Annotated in this window: 19 protein-coding genes; 7 read left to right on the top strand and 12 right to left on the bottom strand. The window is 68.2% G+C overall.

Features of this window, described 5'->3' with window-relative positions:
• Positions 1–51: 51 nt before the first annotated feature.
• Both smrA and AC06FB_RS15150 read right to left on the bottom strand, forming a co-directional pair.
• Positions 52–1,884 carry a multidrug efflux ABC transporter SmrA gene (gene smrA, locus AC06FB_RS15155; RefSeq protein ID WP_478053851.1) on the bottom strand — a complete coding sequence of 611 codons (1,833 nt, stop codon included), beginning with the start codon at positions 1,882–1,884 and terminating at the stop codon, positions 52–54.
• Positions 1,885–2,014: 130 nt separating this feature from the next.
• Positions 2,015–3,574 carry a serine hydrolase gene (locus tag AC06FB_RS15150; RefSeq protein WP_065174683.1) on the bottom strand — a complete coding sequence of 520 codons (1,560 nt, stop codon included), beginning with the start codon at positions 3,572–3,574 and terminating at the stop codon, positions 2,015–2,017.
• Between the two features lie 110 nt (positions 3,575–3,684).
• Here AC06FB_RS15150 and AC06FB_RS15145 point away from each other — a divergent pair, with 110 nt between their 5' ends.
• Genes AC06FB_RS15145 through AC06FB_RS15135 form a run of 3 tightly spaced genes read left to right on the top strand, consistent with a single transcriptional unit; the run spans position 3,685 to position 5,960 of the window.
• A complete protein-coding gene (locus AC06FB_RS15145) occupies positions 3,685–4,128 on the top strand; it encodes a VOC family protein (RefSeq protein ID WP_478053850.1) in 444 nt (147 codons plus the stop codon).
• 44 nt (positions 4,129–4,172) lie between these two features.
• A complete protein-coding gene (locus AC06FB_RS15140) occupies positions 4,173–4,952 on the top strand; it encodes a DUF72 domain-containing protein (RefSeq protein ID WP_478053849.1) in 780 nt (259 codons plus the stop codon).
• Between the two features lie 60 nt (positions 4,953–5,012).
• Entirely contained in the window at positions 5,013–5,960 is a 948-nt protein-coding gene (locus tag AC06FB_RS15135; RefSeq protein ID WP_053518775.1) for a DMT family transporter, read from the top strand.
• 9 nt (positions 5,961–5,969) lie between these two features.
• Here AC06FB_RS15135 and AC06FB_RS15130 read toward each other — a convergent pair whose 3' ends face one another.
• From AC06FB_RS15130 to AC06FB_RS15105, 6 genes are all read right to left on the bottom strand, one after another.
• Positions 5,970–7,130 (bottom strand): AAA family ATPase, encoded by a 1,161-nt coding sequence (locus tag AC06FB_RS15130; RefSeq protein ID WP_111185809.1) that lies wholly within the window; start codon positions 7,128–7,130, stop codon positions 5,970–5,972.
• Between the two features lie 105 nt (positions 7,131–7,235).
• Entirely contained in the window at positions 7,236–8,306 is a 1,071-nt protein-coding gene (locus AC06FB_RS15125; RefSeq protein ID WP_193395611.1) for a sensor domain-containing diguanylate cyclase, read from the bottom strand.
• 74 nt (positions 8,307–8,380) lie between these two features.
• Entirely contained in the window at positions 8,381–9,103 is a 723-nt protein-coding gene (locus tag AC06FB_RS15120; RefSeq protein ID WP_053518769.1) for a pseudouridine synthase, read from the bottom strand.
• Between the two features lie 34 nt (positions 9,104–9,137).
• Positions 9,138–10,736, bottom strand: a complete 1,599-nt coding sequence (locus AC06FB_RS15115; RefSeq protein ID WP_478053862.1) for a sensor domain-containing diguanylate cyclase — start codon at positions 10,734–10,736, stop codon at positions 9,138–9,140.
• A gap of 174 nt (positions 10,737–10,910) precedes the next feature.
• On the bottom strand, positions 10,911–13,334 hold the full coding sequence (locus AC06FB_RS15110) for a putative bifunctional diguanylate cyclase/phosphodiesterase (RefSeq protein WP_065174677.1): 2,424 nt from the start codon (positions 13,332–13,334) through the stop codon (positions 10,911–10,913).
• Positions 13,335–13,483: 149 nt separating this feature from the next.
• Positions 13,484–15,418, bottom strand: coding sequence for a DEAD/DEAH box helicase (locus AC06FB_RS15105; RefSeq protein ID WP_111185813.1), 1,935 nt, complete (start codon positions 15,416–15,418; stop codon positions 13,484–13,486).
• A 268-nt stretch (positions 15,419–15,686) separates the two neighbouring features.
• Here AC06FB_RS15105 and AC06FB_RS15100 point away from each other — a divergent pair, with 268 nt between their 5' ends.
• Positions 15,687–15,908: an RNA-binding S4 domain-containing protein gene (locus AC06FB_RS15100; protein WP_014036469.1), complete on the top strand. Its 222-nt coding sequence runs from the start codon at positions 15,687–15,689 to the stop codon at positions 15,906–15,908.
• Between the two features lie 11 nt (positions 15,909–15,919).
• Here the strand turns inward: AC06FB_RS15100 and ubiM are convergent, their stop codons facing one another.
• The 4 genes from ubiM to AC06FB_RS15080 form a co-directional block, all read right to left on the bottom strand.
• The gene (ubiM, locus tag AC06FB_RS15095) at positions 15,920–17,098 is read right to left on the bottom strand and encodes a 5-demethoxyubiquinol-8 5-hydroxylase UbiM (protein ID WP_478053848.1); all 1,179 of its coding nucleotides are present in this window, start codon (positions 17,096–17,098) and stop codon (positions 15,920–15,922) included.
• 80 nt (positions 17,099–17,178) lie between these two features.
• The gene (locus AC06FB_RS15090; protein ID WP_263177850.1) at positions 17,179–17,568 is read right to left on the bottom strand and encodes an MAPEG family protein; all 390 of its coding nucleotides are present in this window, start codon (positions 17,566–17,568) and stop codon (positions 17,179–17,181) included.
• An 11-nt stretch (positions 17,569–17,579) separates the two neighbouring features.
• The gene (locus tag AC06FB_RS15085) at positions 17,580–18,134 is read right to left on the bottom strand and encodes a DUF4019 domain-containing protein (protein WP_065174673.1); all 555 of its coding nucleotides are present in this window, start codon (positions 18,132–18,134) and stop codon (positions 17,580–17,582) included.
• A gap of 58 nt (positions 18,135–18,192) precedes the next feature.
• Positions 18,193–19,356, bottom strand: a complete 1,164-nt coding sequence (locus AC06FB_RS15080) for a COG3904 family protein (RefSeq protein WP_111185819.1) — start codon at positions 19,354–19,356, stop codon at positions 18,193–18,195.
• 160 nt (positions 19,357–19,516) lie between these two features.
• Here AC06FB_RS15080 and AC06FB_RS15075 point away from each other — a divergent pair, with 160 nt between their 5' ends.
• The 3 genes from AC06FB_RS15075 to AC06FB_RS15065 all read left to right on the top strand — a co-directional run.
• The gene (locus tag AC06FB_RS15075) at positions 19,517–20,995 is read left to right on the top strand and encodes a DNA-3-methyladenine glycosylase 2 family protein (protein ID WP_478053847.1); all 1,479 of its coding nucleotides are present in this window, start codon (positions 19,517–19,519) and stop codon (positions 20,993–20,995) included.
• Complete coding sequence (locus AC06FB_RS15070) at positions 20,992–21,483, top strand: methylated-DNA--[protein]-cysteine S-methyltransferase (RefSeq protein ID WP_478053846.1); 492 nt, start codon at positions 20,992–20,994, stop codon at positions 21,481–21,483. Before AC06FB_RS15075 ends, AC06FB_RS15070 begins: the two co-directional genes overlap by 4 nt.
• A 108-nt stretch (positions 21,484–21,591) precedes the next feature.
• On the top strand, positions 21,592–22,828 hold a 1,237-nt coding region (locus AC06FB_RS15065; RefSeq protein ID WP_478053845.1), incomplete at its 3' end, for an alkaline phosphatase family protein.

The raw sequence follows: 22,828 nt of genomic DNA, 5'->3' as shown, positions 1-22,828 counted from the left end.
CTTCTTTGCGCCGCATCCACGCCCTGCGCGGAACGGCCGCAGCCGAAACGGCTACTGGTCGGCCGCCACGAACCCGCCGGTCTGCCGTGCCCACAGCCGCGCATACAGGCCGCCGGCCGCGATCAGCTCGGCATGGCTGCCGGTTTCCACGATCCGGCCCTGGTCCATGACCACCAGACGGTCCATGCGCGCGATGGTCGACAGCCGATGCGCGATCGCGATCACCGTCTTGCCTCCCATCAATTCGTCCAGGCTGTCCTGGATCGCGGCTTCCACTTCCGAATCCAGCGCCGACGTCGCCTCGTCCAGCACCAGGATCGGCGCGTCCTTCAGCAGCACGCGGGCAATGGCGATTCGCTGGCGCTGGCCGCCGGACAGCTTCACCCCACGCTCGCCGACATGTGCGTCGTAGCCACGGCGCCCCTGCCCGTCCACCAGCGTGTCGATGAACGCTTCCGCACGCGCCTTGGCGACCGCAGCACGCAACTGATCATCGGTGGCATCCGGGCGCCCGTACAGCAGGTTGTCGCGGATCGAGCGGTGCAGCAGCGAGGTGTCCTGGGTCACCACGCCGATCTGTTGGCGCAGGCTCTCCTGTGTGACATGCGCGATGTCCTGGCCGTCGATCAGGATGCGGCCGCTTTCCAGGTCATACAGCCGCAGCAGCACATTGACCAGGGTCGACTTGCCGGCACCGGAGGGCCCGACCAGGCCGATCTTCTCGCCCGGCTTCACCACCAGGTCAAGGCCGGCGATCACGCCGCCCTTCTTGCCGTAGTGGAAATGGACATCCTGGAAGTGCACGCCGCCCTGGGTGACCTGCAGCGGCACGGCGTCCTCACGGTCCTGCACGGTCAGCGGCTGGGCGATGGTGGTGATGCCGTCCTGCACCGTACCGATGTCCTCGAAGATGCCGTTGATGGTCCACATGATCCAGCCCGACATGTTGTGGATGCGGATGACCAGGCCCGTCGCCAAGGTGATCGCGCCGACGGTGATGTGGCCACCGTTCCACAGCCACAGTGCCAGGCCACAGGTCCCGGCGATCAGGAAGCCGTTGACGATGGCGATGGCCAGGTCCATGCCGGTCGTCACCCGGGTCTGCGCGCGGTGCTTGACCGCCAGCTCCTGGATCGACTCGGCCACGTAGGCCTGCTCGCGGCCGCCATGGGCGAACAGCTTCAGCGTAGGAATGTTGGTGTAGCCATCGACGATGCGACCCATCGCCTTGGAGCGTGCTTCCGAGGCGATCCATGCCCGCTCCTTCGCGCGCGGCACGAAGTAGACCATGATCACTGCATAGGCAATCAGCCACAGCAGCAACGGCATCATCAATCGCCAGTCGGCCTGTGCGAACAGATACAGCGCGGTGCCGGTATAGACCACGATGTACCAGAGCGAGTCGACCATCTGCACAGCGGATTCGCGCAGCGACGTGCCGGTCTGCATCACCCGGTTGGCGACGCTGCCTGCGAAGTCGTTCTGGAAGAAGCTCAGGCTCTGACGTACCACGTAGTTGTGCATCAACCAGCGCGAACGATTGCTCAGGCCTGGCACGATGGCCTGGTTGACCAGCAGGTTGTGCAGGCCGACCAGCACCGGGCGCGCGATCACGGTGATGAACAGCATCCAGCCCAGCTCATTGGCGTGACGTTTGAAAAAGCCGGCGCCGGGCTGCTCGGCGACCATGTCGACGATGCGGCCCAGGTAATCGAACATCGCCACTTCTACCAGCGCCAGCAGCAGGCCAGCGATCAGCGTGGCCAAGAGCACCGGCCACACCGGCCGGAGGTAGTGCAGGTAGAACGGCAGCACCCTGCGCGGCGGCATGCGCCCGTCCACGGGCGGGAACACCGGAATCATGGATTCAAACCAACGGAACATCGCATTCCCTCGCCTCTTGCAACCGACGGAGTATCCCATGCCGGATGTGTACGCCAACCGACGATGCGCGGTGCCGGTAGCGCCGGCCCGTGTCCGCCGGGCATGGCCCGGCGCTACCGATCATGCGGCGTCAGTTGACCGGGGTGAACAGCAGGTCCTGGAAGTCGAAGCTGAAATCGGTCAGGTCGGAGATCGGCTGCATGCGCACCTCGCGCACCTTGCCATCCGGGTCGAGACTGATGTTCACGAAGGCATCGGCATTGAGCGAACGGTCGTCCCAGCGCACGATGAAGGTGTCGTGCTGCCAGTGCTCCAGCCGGCCGCTCAGCTGCGCGGTCTTCATGAAGCGCAGGCGCAGCCCCTTGCCTTCCGTGCTGATCTGCATGTCGCCATACCAGCGGTCGCGGAAGGTGCCGGTGTAACCGGCCAGCGGCAGCGAGGGAGTGCTGCCCCTGACACGCGCTGCCTGGTGCTTGGCCCAGGCCTCATCGGCCTTGTCCTGGCCCTTGGCCACGGCCTTGGCATAGGCGTCCACCCAGTCGTGCTTCTCCGCACCCAGATAGGCATCGAGCACGCTCAGCGTGATCGCGTTGAACGCAGCGCCCACTTCCTGGTTGGTCAGCACCACGACCCCCAGCTTCTCGCCCGGCACCAGCGTCAGCCGCGAGACCATGCCCGGCCAGCCACCGGTGTGCCAGACCAGCTTCTGCCCGCGGTAATCGCTCAGGCTCCAGCCTTCGCCGTAACCGGCGAAGTTCGGCCGCGCCGGTGCCAGCTCCGGCACGCTCGGCGCCGGAATCGACTGCGGCGTGATCATGCGCCACATCTGCTGCTGGCTCTTCGCGGTGAACAGCGGGCTGCCATCGGCCAGCGCGCCCTCGGCCAGCTGCACCTGCATCCAGCGCGCCATGTCGTGCGCGCTGGAATAGATGCCGCCGGCCCCGGCATTGTTCGACCAGGTCAGCGGTGCGACGGTGCGCAGATCCTTGAAATCGTACTTGGCGTGTCCGACGGCCGCCTTGTCGCCGGGCCGCAGGTGGTCGGCGTTGTAGCGCGTGCCCGCCATGCCCACCTTGTCGAAGATGCGGGTCTGCAGGAACTGCTGGTAGCTCATGCCGGAAACGTGCTCGATCACCTGCTGGGCGACGGCGTACAGGATGTTGTCGTAGGCATAGCTCTCGCGGAATCCCCCTTTCAACGGCACCTTGCCCAGCCGCTCCACCACTTCGGCATTGCTGTAGGCGGTGGCCGGCCAGAACAGCAGGTCGCCCGCGCCCAGGCTGAGGCCGCTGCGATGCGAGAGCAGGTCACGGATCGTCATCTGCCCGGTCACGAACGGATCGGACATGCGGAACGACGGCAGGTGGTCAATCACCTTGTCGTCCATCTTCAGCTTGCCGTCCTCGGCCAGCAGGTTCAGCGAGGTGGCGGTGAACGCTTTGGTATTGGAGGCAATCGCGAACAGGGTATCGGCCTGCACAGGATCCGGCCTGCCCTGCTCACGCACGCCCCAGCCGCGTTCCAGCACCACCTTGCCGTCCTTGACCACGGCAACGGCGATGCCCGGCACGTCGAACTGCGCACGCACGCGCTCGACGGTCGCATCCAGATCCTGCAGCTGCGGGGGCGTTGCAGCATTCGCCATGGTCGTGCAGGCCAGCAGCACGGCTCCTCCAATCCAGGTATTCATCCAGAACCATCTCCGAGCAGGGGTCGCGGCCATGTGCAGGCCATCACCGGGGTTTCGCGGGATGGTAACGGTCGCCGGCGCATCGTGCCCTGTGCCATAGGAGGGGTGCCATGGACGAGAACGGCCGATCAAGCAGTGGATCCACCATCATTCCGTGCCTGCGCTACCGCGACGCGCTGGCGGCGATCGACTGGCTGCAGCGCGCGTTCGGCTTCCAGGCGCAGGCGGTGTACGCCGATGGCGACGTGGTGTTCCACGCGCAGCTGGTGTTCGGGCACGGCATGATCATGCTGGGTTCGACCAGCAACGACAGCGCGTGGTCGAAGCTGGCGGTGATGCCTGACGAAACAGGGGACCGCCAGACCCAGAGCGCCTGCGTGATCGTCAGCGACGCCGACGCGCACTATGCGCGGGCCAAGGCGGCCGGCGCGCGCATCGTGATCGACATTGCTGACCAGGCGTATGGCGGCCGTGGCTACGCCTGTGCCGATCCGGAAGGCTACGTGTGGTGGTTCGGCAGCTACGATCCCTGGCGCGCGGACCACCGCCAGTGACCGCGCCGGCACCCGCCCCCATCCGCTGCGGCATCGGCGGCTGGATGTTTCCGGAATGGCGCGGCGGCATGTTCTATCCGCCCGGCCTGCCGCAGCGGGAGGAACTGGCGCACGCCAGCCGTGCCCTGCGCTGCATCGAGATCAACGGCACCTTCTATCGCACGCCGACCCCGGCCCAGTGTGCGCAGTGGGCGTCGCAGACTCCGGCCGGCTTCCGCTTCTCCCTGAAGGCACCCCGCTATCTGGTGCAGCGTCGCGACCTGTCCGGCACCGTGGAGGCCGCCGCGCCGTTCCTGCAGGCAGCGATCGCCCTGGGCGACCGCCTCGGGCCGCTGCTGTGGCAGTTCGATCCCCGCCACCCTGCCGATGCCGGGGCACTGGACGCGCTGATGGCCCAGCTGCCGAAGCAGCTCGATGGCGTGGCGCTGCAGCACGCTGTTGAAATCCGCAATCCGCAGGTGCACAGCGCATCCCTGGTCACTGCCGCGCGCAGGCACGGGGTGGCGCTGGTCATCGAAGACAGCGACGAAGCCCCGCTGCACGGCGACGTCACCGCCAGCTTCGTCTACGCGCGCATCAAGCGCAGCCAGGCCCGTCTGCTGCAGGGGCTGCCTGCCGCCACGCAGCAGCGCTGGGCCGAACGCGCCCGGCGCTGGGCCGTCGGCGAGCCGGTCGACGACCTGCCATGCCTTGCCGGATCCGCCCCATCGACGCCACGAGAGGTGTACCTGCTCTGCATCGGTGCCGGCAAGGCACGCAATCCGGCCGCGGCGATGGCCCTGCAGCGGCGGCTGGACGACCTGCTCGGGTCTCAGGGGCGGTAAACGCGGCCAGGATCGAGCTGCCGACGCCCAGCGGTCACCGCCTTGCCGCACAATAGGCGGATGAGCACGCCCGACACCCGCAAAGCACTTTGGCAGATCCACTTCTGTGTCCTGTTGTGGGGCGTCACGGCCATCCTGGGCAAGCTGATCACCTTGCCGGCGCTGCCGCTGGTGTGGTGGCGCATGCTGCTGGTGACGGCGATGCTGGCACTGCTGCCACGGGTGTGGCGCGGCCTGCGCACGCTGCCGTTGCGGGTGGTGGCCGGATACGCCGGCATCGGTGCGCTGGTTGCCCTGCACTGGCTGACGTTCTACGGTGCGGTGAAACTGGCCAATGCCTCGGTGGCGGCGACCTGCATCGCGCTGGCGCCGGTGTTCACCTCGATCATCGAGCCGTGGGTGGCCAAGCGTCCGTTCCAGCTGCGCGAACTGGCCTTCGGATTGGCAGTTCTGCCGGGCGTGGCGCTGGTGGTGGGGGGCGTGCCGGATGGCATGCGGCTGGGGGTTCTGGTTGGCGCGCTGTCTGCACTGCTGGTGGCGGTGTTCGGCTCGCTCAACAAGCGCATGGTCAGCCACGCCGATCCGTTGACGGTGACTGCGCTTGAACTGGGGGCCGGCACCCTGACGCTGACCCTGCTTGCGCCGCTGATGCCCTACCTGCTGCCGGCCCTGGCCAGCCCGCTGTGGGTGGTGCCGGACCTGCACGACGGCATCCTGCTGCTGGTACTGGCGGGCATCTGCACCCTGCTGCCGTTCGCCCTCGCCCTGGTCGCGCTGCGCCACCTCAGCGCCTACACCGTGCAGCTGGTGACCAACCTGGAACCGGTGTATGCGGTGCTGCTGGCGGTACTGCTGCTGCGCGAGCAGCACGAAGTCACTCCCTGGTTCTACCTGGGCGTGGCGATCATCGTCGGTGCGGTCTTCCTGCATCCGCTGCTGAACCGCCGCAAGCCGTTGCAGCATCCGGAAATCCTCGGCACCGCGGAGGCCCGCAACGTCGCCGATTGAGCGGGCACGTCACCGCCGCGGCCAGTGCCATGCCGGCGCGTCCAGCAGGCCTTGCCCGCTCAGCAGCGTGCGGCCGTGTTCCTTGTGCAGATGCACGGAATGGCATGCGGGCGCCTGCTCCAGAGCGGCGATCAGGCGGCTGGCGTGCGACACCACCCACACCTGGCTGCGTGAACTGGCCGCCACGATCAGCCGCGCCAACGCAGGCAGCAGGTCAGGATGCAGGCTGGTTTCCGGTTCGTTGAGCACCATCAGCGGCGGCGGCCGCGGCGTATGCAGGGCAGCAGCCAGCAGCAGGAAACGCAGCGTGCCGTCGGACAGTTCGGCCATCGACAGCGGCCGCAGCAGGCCGGGCTGGTGGAACCGCAGCACCATCCGTCCATCCAGCACCTCGAATCCCACCGAAGCCCCGGGAAAGGCATCGTCCACCGTGCGAGCCAGCGCGACCGGGTCACCGTTTTCCAGGATGGTCACCCACGCTGCGGCCAGATCGCGGCCATCGTGGTGCAGCACCGGGGTACGCGTGGCCATCGCCGGCTGCCGTGCCGGGGCATCGGCATCGCTGCGGAAGTGATCGTAGAAGCGCCAGCGCCGGATGTACTCGCGCAGGGCGAAGGTCTCCGGCATGCGCTGCGGATCAGCTACCTGGGTGAACAGGCTGTCGAACAGCGACAACCGGTCGTCCAGCACATCCCAGCCACGTGCATGGCGCTGCCGCACCATCCCGCCCCGGCGATCCACCAGCTGACTGGCTGTGCGCAGGAAGGGACCGGCCCAGATTGCTTCGACCTTGATCTGCGGGTCCAGGGCGAATGCCGACAGGCTGGGCGGCGGGTAACCGAGGTCGATGGCGTAGCCGTAGTCATCGGTGGCGAAACCCAGTCTGAGGCCTACCGGCTCCTGTCGCGGCCCTCCCTGCAGCGGAATCTCGCCTGCAGCTACCCGGCGGTCGATCCTGCCGGGCCCTGCCCACAGCGCCGAGCCCAGCCCACCCTCGCGCGCCAGCGCTGAGGCCACCCCGCCCTGGGCGGTTTCAGCCAGCAGGCGCAGCGCCCGATACAGGCTGGACTTGCCGCTGCCGTTGTCGCCGGTGATCACGTTCAGCTGCTGCAACGGCAGCACCAGCGTATGCAGCGAGCGATAATTGGCGACGGCCAGGGTCTGCAGCATGGTGGTCATCCTTGGAAACAAGGCAACCATGGTGACCCGGAGCATTCGCACCCGCTGCGACCCGGCGCCATGCAGCGATGGGGCCGCCGGTTGCGGGCGGCCGGCTCAGTCCGCGAACTCCACGCGGTTGCGTCCGTTGCCCTTGGCCCGGTACAGCGCCGCGTCGGCACGGGCCAGGGTCTGGTCGACACTGTCGCCGGCGCGATGCATGGCCACGCCGATGCTGACCGTAACCGGAAAGCCGAGCGGCAGGTTGCCCACGGCCATACGCAGGAACTCGCACTGCACGCCTGCCGCGTGGAGATCCGTGTCCGGCATCACCGCCACGAATTCCTCGCCGCCATACCGCGCCGCCGTTCCGCCGCCGGCGAAATGCGCGCGCAGCAATGCCCCCAGTTCGGCCAGCACACGGTCACCGGTCGCATGCCCGTGGAAATCATTGATGCTCTTGAAGTGGTCGATGTCCAGCAATGCCACGCAAACCTGTCGTGGCTGGCCATCGGCATCGGCGAGGGACTCTTCCAGCGCGACCGCCATCGCCCGCCGGTTCGGAAGCCCGGTCAGTGCATCGGTACGGCTCTGTTCGGCCAGATCCGCGTTCTGTGCCAGCAGCACATCGTGATACTCGGACAACAGGCGTTCGTAGTCATCGCGTTCCAGCATGTGCTTCTGGATGTCCAGTGCAAAGCGGCGCAGCTCCATCACCAGCATCACCTGCCGTGACAGCGCACTGAGTGCCTCGGCCTTGGCCCGTTCCAGATGCTGCGGGCGCGCATCGAACACGCACAGCGTCCCCAGCGGCAGTCCGTCGGAGCTGATCAGCGGCGCGCCGGCGTAGAAGCGGATGTGCGGATCGCCCACCACCACCGGATTGTCATGGAAGCGCACGTCCTGCAGTGCGTCCTCGACCACCATCACCTCCTGCGGCTGCAGGATCGCATGGCCGCACATCGATTCACTGCGCAGGTTCTCGGTGGCATCGATGCCCTGGATCGACTTGAACCATTGCCGTTCAACGTCGATCAGCGTGACGGCCGCCATCGACGTGCCGCAGACCGCCTTGGCGATCACCACCAGATCGTCGAACGATCTCTCGCGTTCCGAATCAAGGATGCGGTAGCGGTACAGCGCTTCCAGGCGAAGCGCTTCATTGGCGGGCTTGTCGGGCTTGATCATGCAGCGTCATGTTCCGGCAGGTCTCGGCGGAGTCTATCCGATGCGCGGCCGGGCCGACGTCCGACCGCTGTCGTTCACCAGTCCTGCTGCTGCGGCAGCAGGCCGTGCAGTTCCTGCTCGGTCAGGTTGCGCCACTGGCCCGGCTTCAGCGCACCGATCTTGATGTTGTCGATGCGGACGCGGCGCAGCTGGGTGACGCGGTAACCGAACTCCGCCGCCATCAGGCGGATCTGCCGGTTCAGGCCCTGCTCCAGGGTGATGCGGAACCCGAATTTGGCGATGCGCGAGGTGCGGCAAGGCAGGGTCATCTGATTGTGGATGCGCACACCACGGGCCATGCCGCGCAGGAACTCGTCGGTGACCGGCTTGTTCACCGCCACCAGATACTCCTTCTGGTGGCCATTCTCGGCACGCAGGATCTGGTTGACGATGTCGCCATTGCTGGTCATCAGGATCAGTCCTTCCGACTCCTTGTCCAGGCGGCCGATCGGGAAGATGCGCTGCTCGTGGCCGACGAAGTCGACGATGTTGCCCTTCACCGAGCTTTCGGTGGTGCAGGTGACGCCGACCGGCTTGTTCAGCGCGATGTAGACGTGGCGGCGCGCCCCCGGCTTGCGTGCGGTACGGGCACGCAGCGGCTGGCCGTCGACCAGCACCTGGTCGCCCTCGCCGACCACGGCACCGGTGCCGGCCGGATGGCCGTTGACGGTGACCCGGCGGGCGGCGATCAGGCGGTCGGCCTCGCGACGGGAGCAGAAGCCGGTATCGGCGATATGTTTGTTGAGTCGGGTGGTCATCGCCCTATTATCCGGCATCGCCGCCCTGTCAGGTTCATGCCGGTGCGGGTGGATCCAGTTCTTCGCCGTCGAACACCCGGTTGCGGCCCGCGCGCTTGGCCACGTACATGGCATGGTCGGCCCGCCGCAGCAGCGCGGCCAGGTCGTCCTCGCCCGGCCGCCACTGGGCCAGGCCGATGCTGGCGGTCACCTCCAGCCCCGGCACCTGCAGGGCCTGGCAGGCCTCGGTGATGCGCTGGCGCAGGCGATCCAGCCGCGCCGCCGCCGCCTCGCGCGGCATGCCCGGCATCAGCAGCAGGAACTCCTCGCCGCCCATCCGCACCACCTGGTCCTGGCTGCGCACGGCGGCCCGCAGCGCACGGGCCACGGCGACCAGTACCTGGTCACCCACCTCATGCCCGTGGCGGTCGTTGATGTCCTTGAACAGATCAATGTCGAGGAAGCCGATCACCATCGGGCCACGCTCACGATCCCCCCGTTCCAGATGATGGCCGAGCTGCCGCAGACCGGCGCGGCGGTTGGGCAGCCCGGTCAGGCCGTCGGTCTCGGCCAGCTGGCGCATCTCGTCACGCTGCTGGCGCAGGCGTCCCAGCCGCAGGTTCAGGGCGTAGGCCGCCATCATCAGCAGCCAGGTGATCGCCAGCTGCAGCGCCTCCACCCGGTACTCCAGCAGCCACTCCGCAGCGCAGGCGTCGGCGCCGATCAGCACCAGCATCGGCGCCAGCGCCGCCAATCCAGCCAGTGCCCAGCGGTCGCCACGCCACCGCGCCCCTATCCCCATCAGCAGGGAGACGCCGCAGCCGGCCAGGTAGGTCACCTGCAGCCCCTGCGCGACCCATCCGAGCTGATCCCAGCGCAGCCACGGCACCAGCGCGGCTACGCCCAGCAGGGCGCACAGGACCATCTGCTGGAGCAGGCGTGACTTCGGCCACAACCGGTCGCCACCGTTCAGCCACCACAGGGCCGGCAGCACCAGTGCCTGGCTTGCTGCCGTCAGCGCCAGCAGCCACCAGGCGCCACGCGTGCCGACCGGCAGCCACGGCTCCGGATAGCCGCTGAGGCCCCCGAGGATGGCCTGCCACAGCACCAGCACGCCGGTACCCGCGATGTACACCAGGAAGCTGCGATCACGGGTGGTCAGATAGGCCATCAGCGCCGACAGCGCCAAGGCCAGCGCCACCGCGATGCAGGCCGCGCGGACCAGCAGCCGCGCAGTGTCGTTCTGCTGCACCGGGCTGGGTGCGCCGAGCCGCAGCGTCGGTACCCAACGATCCTTCAGCGGCGTCTGCCACGAGACCAGGAATGGCTCGTGACTGCCGGCCGGCGGCACGGCAACCAGGCCCACGCCGGCACGGAAACGCGAGTCGCGGGTACGCGCGTCATGCATGTCCCCGCAGATCTCGCGGTCGCCGTGCCGTACCTGGACCTCGCCCGCGAACACATTGAACACATCCAGCGCCTGGGGTTCGCCCGACCAGCCCGCCGGCGGCGCCGGCACCCGCACCTGCTGGCGTGGCCCGGCCAGCATCTGCGCAGTACAGGCGCGATGGGGCGTAGGCTCGGCGGTGGCAACGCCCACCAGCAGGTAGTCGCGACCGTGCATCGCCGCACCGGCCTGCGCAGGCCACGGCATTGCCAACCACACCAGCAGCACGACCAGCACCACCCCAGTTCCGTACTGCCACTGCCTGACGACCACGCCACATCCTGTTCTGCTTACGCCCGCGCCCACTGCGCGTCGCCCCTGGCGTGCATTATCGCAGCCGTCCGTGGCATGCAGGTGTAGACAATCGTCGCGGACCAGCGTTCAGCCTGCGGCCGGCGGGCCCTTCACCGCCTTCAGCCTGACCGGCCTCAGGTCGGTCAGGGTCATCCGCTCCAGCGGCTGCGGCCGCTCGATCGCATAGCCCTGCAGCCCCTGCACGCCCAGCCGGGTCAGCGCCCCCGCCACCTCGCTGCTCTCCACCCACTCGGCCACGACCTCCATCTGCAGTTCGCGGCCCAGTTCGGTGATCGCGCGCACGGTCGCATGGCTGACCGGATCGACATCCATGTCGCGCACGAATGCGCCGTCGATCTTCAGCATGTCGGCCGGCAGCTGGCGCAGGTACCCGAACGAGGACAGACCCGAGCCGAAATCGTCCAGCGCCAGCCGGCAGCCACGCGCCTTCACCGCATCGATGAACGCCCGCGCCTGGCTCAGATTGCTGATCGCGGCCGTCTCGGTGATCTCGAAGCAGAGCTTGGACGCCAGTACGCGGTTGCGCTCCAGCAGATCGCAGACGAAAGCCAGGAAGCTGGGTTCGGCGATCGACTGTGCAGACACGTTGACGTTGCACAGGCCGAGCTGGCGCACATGCGCCGGGCACACCTGCAGGTGCCGGAACAGCAGGCCGAGCACATGCCGGTCCAGTGTCACCGCCATGCCGTAGCGCTCCACCGCCGGCATGAACTGGCCGGGCAGATGCAGCGTACCGTCGCTGTCGCGCATGCGTACCAGCACCTCGTAGTGCAGATAGCCCGGGTCACCCACCCGGGCGATGCGCTGCGCGTACAGCAGCATGCGGTTCTCGGCCATCGCCCGGCTCACGCCCTGCAGGCGCTCGGCCTCCAGCCGCCGTTCGTCCAGCGCCATGCGGTCCTCGTTGAAACAGTGCACGCGGTTGCGACCGGCCTGCTTGGCTGCGTAACAGGCACTGTCGGCTGCGCTCATCAGCCAGTTGACATCGGGTGCCTCCTGGCTGACCTCGACCACGCCGATGCTGCAACTCAGCTGCAGGCTGCCTTCGCTGATCGGGAACGTGGCCTGGCCAAGATTGCGGATCACCCGCTGCAGCACGCGCTTGGCCTCATCCTGGCCCGCATGGGCGAGGAACACCGCGAATTCGTCGGCGCCCAACCGGCCAACCCAGTCGCCCTCGCGCACGGCGGCGACCAGATAGTCGGCGAAACCGCGCAGCATCTGGTCGCCAGCGGCATGGCCGAAGCTGTCATTGACCAGCTTGAAATGGTCCAGGTTGATGTAGCACAACGCATGCGTGCCCCCCTCGCTGCGCACCTGCAGCAGTGCACGCTCGAGCAGGCGCTCGATCTCGCGCCGGTTGATAAGGCCCGTCAGCGGATCGTGGCTGGCGTGGTGTTCGATCTCGCGGGCCAGCGCATGGTTCTGGCTGACATCCTCGACAATCGCGAACACCGACAGCCCGCCACCGGTGTTGCGCACGCCGGTACCGCTCCAGCGCCCCCATACCAGGCTGCCGTCGCGACGGCGGAAGCGCAGCTCGCTCGGCCGCAGCTGCCGCTCCCAGTCGATCCGGCCAACACCGTCGATGACCAGCTCTCCTTCCATCAGCAGGTCACCCAGCGACATCTGCAACAGCGCGTCACGGCGATGGTCGAGGATGTCCGCCATCGCCTGGTTGGCTTCCAGCACCCGGCCGCCGGCATCAAGCTTCAGCATGCCGACATTGGCCTGGTAGAAGGCTGCGCGGAAGCGGCTTTCATGCTCCGTCAGATCCTTGCCGACCCGTCGCGCCAGGGCGACGGCCATCAGGCTGATCGCCAGCACCGACAGGCCGCCGACAACCAGGGTCGCCATCCTTACAGCGGCAGCCATCCGCAGCAGCGCCTGCGAAAACGCCTGCGCCTGCACCTGCAGCCGCCGGTCGAGATCACGGAGCTGCTGCAGGTACCGGTCGCGCGCGGCGACCGGCAGTGGACCGTCGGCATGACGATGCTGCAGTTCATCGACCAGCCGGTGCACGGCCATCAGGTCGCCGTCGGTCGCCCGCCAGAGGGCGGTCGCTTCACGGAAGGCGCCGAGGTCACGGGCGTGACGGAATGAAAAGATCAGCCGCGGCACATCGGCACGCGCGTTGCCGCCCTGCAGGAAGCCCTGTCGGGCACGCTCGATATCCGGTCTCGGCTGCTCCAGCGCCAGGCGTCCCTGCAGGTCCCCCATCGGCACGCGCAGGGCCTGGCGGGCGTCTTCCAGATCGCGGGCATCCCCCCGCGCCAGGTAGCGGCTGAGAGCGGCCGTGGCGTCCTGCTGGCCACGCGACCAGTAGCCCTGGCCGGCGATCCACGCCGTCGAAGCCGCCTGCAGTTCCTGGATCAGCGCCGACAATGCGACCAGCCCGATCGCCATGCCCGTCAACAGCGCAAACCTCAGCCCCAGCCCACGGGACATGGGTACCCGGCGGCTGTGAATGTCCGTGCCACTCCTACCCATCCCGGATCCCCCCGAATGTGCTGCGGTGACAACCTCCCTTCGAACCGGCCCAGCCTATGACCCTGAATGTGTGGGCGGTGCGAAACCGGGGTCCACAAACGAGCAACGCCAGCCCGGGGGCTGGCGTTGTCGATCACGGCAGGTCTGGCTCAGTAGCTGCGCGGGCCGCGCGGCTTGAAGCCATCACGACGCGGCGGACGGCCGTCACGGTCGCCACCCGGACCACCCGGGCCACCTGGGCCGCCACGACGCGGGCCACCCGGGCCACCCGGACCCCGCTTGTCGAAGCGCGGCTTGAACGGACGCGGTGCCGGATTGATCTCTTCACCGGCAGCCAGCGGACGCATCTGCAGCTGCTGGCCGGACACCCACACCTTCTGCAGGTGGGTCAGCACGTCCTGCGGCATCTGCGCCGGCAGGTCCAGCAGCGAGAAGTCGTCGTGGATGTCGATGCGGCCAATGTAACGGCTTTCCAGGCCGGCTTCGTTGGCGATGGCGCCGACGATGTTCGCCGGCTTCACGCCATGCTGGTGACCGACCGAGATGCGGTAGGTCTCCATGCCCTGCTCCGGCGCACCGCGCGGCGGAACTTCACGGCGCGGACGCTGCTCGAAACCCCCTTCGGCGTCGTCACGGCGGGGACCACGCTCGAAGCGCGGGCCACGTTCGTTGCGGTCGAAGCGATCACCACGCTCCGGACGGTCGCCCCGGTCGAAGCGCTCGCGCGGCGCACGCTCTTCCCGTGGGGCACGCACCGGCGGCTGCAGCAGGAACGGGGTGTCGCCCTGCAGCATCTTCGCCAGCGCGGCAGCAATTTCGATGGCCGGCACGTTCTGCTCGTTCTCGAAGCGCTCCAGCAGCTGGCGGTAGAAGTCCAGGCCGCCGGCGCCGAGCGTTTCGCTGATGCGCGAGGTGAACTTGTTGATGCGGGTATCGTTGACCGCTTCCACGCTCGGCAGCTGCATCTCTTCGATCGGCTGGCGGGTGGCGCGCTCGATCTGGCGCAGCATGCCCTTCTCGCGCGGGGTCGCGAACAGGATCGCCTCGCCGCTGCGGCCGGCACGACCGGTACGGCCGATGCGGTGCACGTAGCTTTCGGTGTCGTACGGAATGTCGTAGTTCAGCACGTGGCTGATGCGCTCGACGTCCAGGCCGCGGGCGGCAACGTCGGTGGCCACCAGGATGTCCAGCTTGCCTTCCTTCAGCATGGCGATGGTGCGCTCACGCTGGGCCTGCTGCATGTCGCCATTGATGGCGGCAGCGGCCAGGCCCCGGGCCTGCAGCTTGCTGGCCAGTTCTTCGGTACCGGCCTTGGTACGCGCGAAGATGATCATCGCGTCGAACGGCTCGACTTCCAGGATGCGGGTCAGCGCGTCCAGCTTGTGCATGCCGCTCACCCACCAGTAGCGCTGGCGGATGTTGGCCGAGGTGGTGGTCTTGGCCGCGATGGTGACCTCGACCGGGTCCTGCAGGTAGGTCTGCGCGATGCGGCGGATCTGCGGCGGCATGGTGGCCGAGAACAGGGCCACCTGGCGCTGCTCCGGCAGCTTCTTCAGCACGGCTTCGACGTCGTCGATGAAGCCCATGCGCAGCATTTCATCGGCTTCGTCCAGCACCAGGGTCTTCAGCTCGGACAGGTCCAGGGTGCTGCGGTCCAGATGGTCGATCACGCGGCCGGGGGTACCGACCACGATGTGCACGCCGCGGCGCAGGGCCGACAGCTGCTGGCCATACGGCTGGCCGCCGTACACCGGCAGCACGCGGAAGCCCGGGATCTTCGACGAATAGGACTGGAACGCTTCGGCGACCTGGATGGCCAGTTCGCGGGTCGGCGCAAGGACCAGCGCCTGGGGCTTGATCTGCTGCAGGTCGATGTTGGACAGTACGGGCAGTGCGAAAGCGGCGGTCTTGCCGGTACCGGTCTGCGCCTGGCCCAGCACGTCGCGACCTTCCAGCATCGCCGGGATGGTGGCGGCCTGGATCGGCGACGGGGTTTCGTAGCCGATGGCGGTGACCGCCTGCATCACGGGCTCGGACAGGCCGAGCTGCGCGAACTGCAGCGGCGCTTGGGAATCTTGGGACATGGGGAACTCCGAAGGCACTGCCGTCTTCCTGGCAGTGCGATAAAAAAGGTGATGGTCCGCGCTTTGGGCGCCCTTCTTATCGCGTGCCCTGGCGCTGCTCGGTCGGAGGAGATTTCACTCGCTCAGAGCGGAATGATACCGCATTGATCCTGAACGAGGCGTACAGTTTTTCCCTTCGCGTGCCGTCAGGCCCCGTGCTGGCGCACAATACGCGCCCTCTTCCCGGCCCGGCCGCTGGCCTGCGCCCCTTCCCAGGAACCCCCGCTCCATGCAGATTCTCGAATTCGACCTCGACGGTGACTACGTCGAACTCAAGCAGCTGCTCAAGCTGGCCGACCTGGTCACCAGTGGCGGCGAGGCCAAGATGGTCATCAGCGAGGGCCAGGTACGGGTCGACGGCGAAGTTGAACTGCGCAAGGCCTGCAAGATCCGCGCAGGCCAGGTGGTCGAATTCGCCGACAGCCAGATCCGGGTGCTGGCGGCCGGCTGATCTGACCCTGTTCAGGCCACGCGCTGGGTCAGGTGCGAGGCGATCAGCTGCCTGAACGGCGCCACGCCCTGGGCGACGCGCAGGCCCGCTGCACGCAGCAGCCGCGCCGGGCGCCGATCATCGGTGTACAGGCTGGCGATCGCATTGGTCGCCTCGTACAGCGGTCGCGCCGCCATCCGATGGCCACGCTGGTAGCTGGCCAGCATGCCGGCCGCAGCGATGTCTGCGCCGCGGCGCTGCTGGCCGGCGATGCCCCGCGCCAGGCGCTGGGCACTGGCCAGGCCCAGGTTGAAGCCATGGGCGGTGACCGGGTGCATGCCCACCGCGGCATCGCCGATCAGCGCCGAGCGCTCGCCTGCGAAATGGTGTGCATAGACACCCACCAACGGATAGGCCTGCGGCGTGGCGACCGGCTGCATGCCCCCCAGCCGATGCTCGAAGAAGCCGCTGATGGCCTCACCGAAGGCCACCTCATCCATCGCCAGCAGATCCTCGATCCGACGCGGGGGCAGCGTGATCACCGCAGATGCCTGGCCTTCATTGAGCGGCAGCAGCGCCATCGTACGACCATAGCCGAACCATTCCCACGCGGTGTGGTGATGGTCGCGTTCGACGTGCATGCGGCACACCAGCATCGACTTGCCGAAGTCGCGCATCTGCGCACCGATTCCGAGCATGCGCCGGGTTGCGGAGAAGCGGCTGTCCGCGGCCACCAGCAACCGCGCATGCAGCCTGCTGCCGTCATCCAGCGCGACCACATGGCCCTGCGCATCGGCCTGCACGCCCTGCACCTTGCGCCCGTCGAACAGCTCCAGGCCGTCCTGGCGCTGCGCCGCGTCCCACGCCGCACGGCGGATCAGATGGTTGGGCACCAGCCAACCCAGCGGCTGACCATCGACCTGGCTGCTGGCGAAGGTCAGTGCGAACGGCGAGCCGCCGTTCATCACCTTGGCATCGCGCAGTTCGGAAATCTCGGCCTCCGGCAGCCGTGCCCACAGCCCCAGCTGCTCCAGGCTCTGCCGCGACGCGTGGGTCAGCGCGATCTCGCGGCCGTCGAACGCCGCTTCGGCGAGCGCCTGGCGTGGCTGCGCTTCGATCAGCCCAATCTGCAGCCCGCTGCCGGCCAGCGCGCGTGCGAAGCACAGTCCTGCCGGCCCCGCGCCGACCACCACCACATCCATCCTGCGCATGCGCGGCTCCCGCCATCGATCCAGTCGAAGCCAGCATAGCGCCGCAAAGCTGACCGGCCTTGATCTGGATCAGGCCCGGCTCACAGCAGTGCGAACACCAGCGCCAGGATCGACAGCAGCGACACCAGCCACACCAGGCTGCGCACGTAGGGCACACCTGCGGCGTACAGCGGCAGGTAGACCACCCGTGCCCAGAAGTACGCCTGCGCGGCCAGTGCCGTGGTGTCGCTGCTGCGACCGGCCACCACCACCGCGATCGCGGCGGCGGCGAAGAACGGGAACGTCTCAAGGAAGTTGGACTGGGCCCGTTGCAGCCGCCCTGCCAGCGGGCTGAGTGGCCGGCCCTGTTCGTCGCGTGCCGACGCGTTCCACTTCATGCCCCGCTCGCGGGTCACCACCGTGGAGGTGGCGAAGATGTAGACAAACCCCAGCAGCGTCGACCACGCCAGCAGTGTCAGTTCGGCCGCCATGCTGTTCTCCTTCAGGGTCCGGGTGCGCGCAGGCTGTAACCGGCCAGGCGCCAGACCTGGTCCTCATCGAAGCGGAACGAGACCAGTTCGCGCACGGGCTGCGCACTGTTGGCGAAGCGGGTCGGGAAGCTGACATTGATGTACAGGCCTTCGGGCACGACGGCGCCGGCCGCGTACTTCACCCGGGTAATGGACGGTTGGCCGCGACCACTCAAGGCCCCCAGACGGGTGCGGTCGGCGGTCAGCTGGCTGATGAAGGCCGGCTTGGTCACCGCGCGCCGCGCTACGGCTGATGCGCCATCCCACAACTCGCCCGCGCGGTTGGCGTCGACCATCTGCGCGGCCCTCAGTGCGGCCGCCCCCATCTCCGCGTCCTGCTTCTGCACCTGCGCCTGCTGTGCCGGGCTGAGGGCCGGTGCGGGCGGCCGTGCCGCTGTCGCCGGTGGCGCGGCGGCCGGCGCACTCGGCGCCGGGCGCGCCGGCGCCGGAGCCGGCGTGGCGGGCGCGGGCACCTGGGCGAATGCAGCAAGCGGCAACAGGGACAGCAGCAGGAGCGCGCGCTTCATGGACACCACCGGTTCATCGGAAGGAACCGCAGTCTACGCCAGCCGGGTGAGGCGTTTGTCAGCGCAGCGGCACGCTGCCCTGGGTTGCTTCGGCATCGGCCTGTGAGGCCTGGGTCTCCGTCTCCACTGCCGGCTGTTCCGCCACCGGAACCTGCGGCGGAGGAGACGGTGGCAGCGTGGCCACGTCGATCTCCGACAGCGGGCTCTCCTCGGGGCAGACCGGATCGGGGAAACCGAACCGCTGCTTGAGCGACTGGCCGCAGCTGTTGATCGATTCCATGTCCGCACCGTCGCGCTTGCACTGCTGGTCGAAGGCGATCAGGAACGCGTCCTTGCGCTGCACGAAATCGTCGCCACACGCGCGCATCTGCTTGATCCGTTCCAGGTCGTCCTGCACCGCATTGGTGCCATCCAGGCCGAACTGCCGCAGTTCCTCGGGGGTCAGCAGGCGCAGGCTGCGGTTGGGCACGGTCATCATCAGATCAGCAACGCCTACCGCCACACCGTTGCGCTGCAGATAATCCTTCACGTTGTCGTAGACCTCGTGCAGCTCGCGGTTGAGCTCGGCGCGCGAGGTCGCCTTGGAGCTGATGCGCATCATGCGGTGGATGCCGACCTTTCCGGTCAGCAGGCGGTTGTCGCCGGCCGCGAGTACGAACACGCAGGCGCTGTGGCAGATCGATCCTTCGCGCACCCAGATGGTCCAGCCCGATTCGCCGATGCTGTCGCCGGCAATGATCGCCGATTCGACCTGGCCACCACTGGAGTCGAGATCGAGGATGCGCTTGTGGATCTCCAGCGCGTCGGCCACCACGGCCAGGCGCCACATCATTTCGGCGAACCCGGGATTGATCTTGCCGTTGTAGCGCACCCGCAGCAGACCCCGTTCGGCACACGGCTGCAGCGCCTGGCTGATCTGCTCACGCTGCAGCCCTTCCAGCTCCACGCCGTCGCCGCCTTCGGCCGCGTAATCGGTGCTGCAGCTGACCCAGGCCCGGCCGTTCTCCAGCTGCGCCTGCGGCCACGGCCGATCCGCGCGGCTGCGCGGCGGGGACGGCGGCGGTGGGGCGTCGGCGGCATTGATCGACACCATGTTGTCGCCATCACTGGCCGGAGCCCGTGCCGCCTTGTCAGCCGCGGTCACGTTGCCCGGATTCTCCAACTGGCTGCAGCCCGCAAAGGCCAGGCACAAAAGGGGCAACCAGCGGATCAAGGCGGACATCGGGCAACCGGATTTCGCAGGAACAAGGATCACAGTCTACCTGCCCGGCGCGCGCATTCAGCACGTGGCACTGAACCGGTTCTGACCCCGGATCGCGACCCGCTGCATCCATGTCCGAATCCGGCGAGTATCCGCGACATGAGCGGCCTAGACTGGGCGCATGAACACCGCCCTCGTCCTCGACACCGCTGCCTGCGACCGTGCCCGCCTCGCCCGCGACGCGCGCTTTGATGGCGTGTTCTTCACCGCCGTGCGCAGCACCGGCATCTACTGCCGGCCGGTCTGCCCTGCGCCGCCGCCGAAGCCGCGCAACATCACCTATTTCCCGAGCGCGGCCGCAGCCACTGCCGCCGGTTACCGGCCCTGCCTGCGCTGCCGTCCCGAACTGGCACCGCAGGCACAGCAGGCGCTGGCCGGCCAGGCCGTGCAGCGGGCGCTGGCGTTGATCCACGGCGGCTTCCTGCAGGAGCAGCCGGTTGCCGGCCTGGCTGCGAAGGTCGGCCTCAGCGCACGCCAGCTGCAGCGCCTGTTCGTGGAACACCTGGGCGCCACGCCCGGCCAGATCCACGCCACCCACCGCCTGCTGCTGGCCAAGCAGCTGCTGACCGAAACCACCCTGCCGGTCACCGACGTTGCGCTCGCGGCGGGCTACAACAGCCTGCGCCGCTTCAACACCGCCTTCCTGCAGGGCTGCGGGATGGCACCGACCACGCTGCGCCGCCAACACGTCCCGCTGGCCGCCGATGACGGTGGCCTGGTGCTGCGCCTGGGCTACCGGCCTCCGCTGGATTTTCCGCGCATGCTGGCGTTCCTGCGCAAGCGCAGCCTGCCGGGCATCGAACTGATCGGCGACGACAGCTACCAGCGCGTGCTCGGCACGCCTGAACGACCCACCCTGCTGCGGGTGACGGCTGATCCGAAGCGGCCGGAACTGCGCCTGCAGTTGGGTGCGGTCGATCCGCGGCTGATACCGGACATCGTGCGACGCGTGCGGCGGGTATTCGATCTCGATGCCGACCTGCAGCAGGTGCATGCCGCGCTCGGTGAAGAGCCGCTGCTGGCGCGCGGCATCGCCGAACGCCCTGGCCTGCGCGTGCCGGGCGGCTGGGATGGCTTCGAGGTGGCGGTGCGTGCCGTGCTCGGCCAGCAGGTCAGCGTCGCGGCGGCGACCACCTTCGCGCGCCGTCTGGTCGACGCGCATGGCGCGCACCTGCCGGGCATGCCGACGGAGTTCGACCGCCAGTTCCCCTCTCCCGCCGTACTGGCGGACGCCCCTCTGGAATCGATCGGTCTGCCACGCAGCCGCGCCGCCACCGTGCGCGCACTGGCCGCAGCCTGCGTCAATGGCCAGCTCGACTTCGGGCCCGGCCAGGCACTGGAGGAATTCGTCGCCCGCTGCGTGGCACTGCCCGGCATCGGCCCGTGGACGGCGCAGTACATCGCCCTGCGCGGCCTGGGCCAGCCCGACGCGTTTCCGGCAGGTGACCTGGTGCTGCAGCAGGTGCTCGGCCATGCCCAGGGGCAGCGCCTGAGCGAACGCGCCACCGAAGCGCGATCCCAGCACTGGCGCCCCTGGCGCTCGTATGCGGTGCTGCATCTGTGGCATCTGTCCGGCACGTTCGTTGGAGAACCGACATGACGTTGTTGTTCGACCGTTTTGACAGCCCGATCGGCGAGCTCACCATCGCCGGCGACGAACGTGGCCTGGCCCACGTGCTGTTTCCTGAAAACCGCCACCCCGCGCGCGGACGCAGCGACTGGCACTATGCGCCCAGCGCGTTGCCCGAGGCCCGCGAGCAGCTGCTGCAGTATCTGCACGGCGAACGCAGCACATTCGATCTTCTGCTGGCACCGCGCGGCACTCCGTTCCAGCTGCGCGTGTGGCACGCCCTGGCGTTGATCCCGTTCGGCCAGACCTGGAGCTACCTGCAGTTGGCGCAGCACCTGGGCCAGCCCAGCGCGACGCGCGCGGTCGGCGCCGCCAACGGCCGCAATCCCCTGCCGATCATCCTGCCCTGCCATCGCGTGATCGGCAGCAACGGAGCGCTGACCGGTTTCGGCGGCGGACTGGAGACCAAGGCAGCACTGCTGCGGCTTGAGCAACGCCAGGTACCGCTGTTCGCCTGATGGGAGATCGGGGTCAGATCCCTTTTCCCGTGGGAAAGGGATCTGACCGCGGACGGTCCTGGCGCGCCGTGTCTTGGGCACGTCATTACCTCGCACTATGATGGGCGGATGACTTCCGTACGCCTGACCTGCGCGCTGGCGCTGCTGCTGCCGTTGGCCGCCTGCACCACCGCACCCGCCCCGACCGCCACCGTCCCTACGCCTGCGGCAACGGCCGCACCGCCGAAGCTGCTGCTGATCTCCATCGATGGCCTGCGTGCCGACGCGCTGGACCGCGGGCTGACTCCGAACCTGCAGCGGATGATCGACAGCGGCGTGCGCGCACGCTGGATGACGCCCTCCTATCCCTCGCTGACCTTCCCCAACCACTACACCATCGTGACCGGTCTGCGCCCTGACCATCACGGCATCATCCACAATGCGATGGACGACGCATCGCTGGGCAGTTTCGCGCTGAGCAACCGCGAGGCGGTCACCCGCAGCGACTGGTGGGGCGGCGAGCCGATCTGGGTCAGCGCGGAGAAAGCCGGCGTGCGTTCCGCGACCTGGTCCTGGCCGGGCAGCGAAGCGGAGATCAAGGGCGTGCGCCCCAGCCAGTGGCTGGCGTATAACGACAAGGAACCGTTCGAGCAACGTGTGCAGACCGTACTGGGCTGGCTGGCACGCAGCGATGCCGAGGCGCCGCGCCTGGCCACTCTGTACATGGAACACGTCGACAAGGCCGGGCATCACCATGGGCCGCAGTCGCAGCAGTACACGGCAGCCATCGTGCGGGCCGACCAGGTTGTCGGCCAGGTGCTCGACGGACTGCAGCAGCGTGGCCTGGCAGCCACCACCAATGTGATCGTGGTTTCCGATCACGGCATGGCCGCGGTGGGCGACGGCCAGGTGATCGCCACCGAGTCGATGGTGGACCCGGCCATCGCACGCAACGTCAGCCAGGGCCAGTCGGTCGGCTTCGCGCCGGTCGCGGGGCGTGAAGCCGAGGCCGAACGTGCCCTGCTCGGCCGCCATGCCCACTACGAATGCTGGAAGAAGGAGAACCTGCCTGCGCGCTGGCATTACGGCACGCATCCACGCATACCCGCCATCGTCTGCCAGATGGATGAAGGCTGGGACGCGCTGACCCGGGACTGGATCGCCAGGCGCGATCGTCGCGACGGCGGCTCGCACGGCTACGATCCGGCGCTGCCGTCGATGCGTGCGGTGTTCGTGGCGAGCGGCCCGTCGTTCCGTCAAGGGCTGCTGATCGACGGCTTCGACAACGTCGATGTCTATCCGCTGCTGGCGCACCTGCTGCGGGTTCCAGCCGCGCCGAACGACGGCAATGCCGAGACACTGAAGC

It is taken from the genome of Stenotrophomonas sp. Steno-C15 (assembly GCF_056393265.1).
Note: the sequence above shows the minus strand (reverse complement) of the source record. Positions and strands in the feature narration are given on the sequence as shown.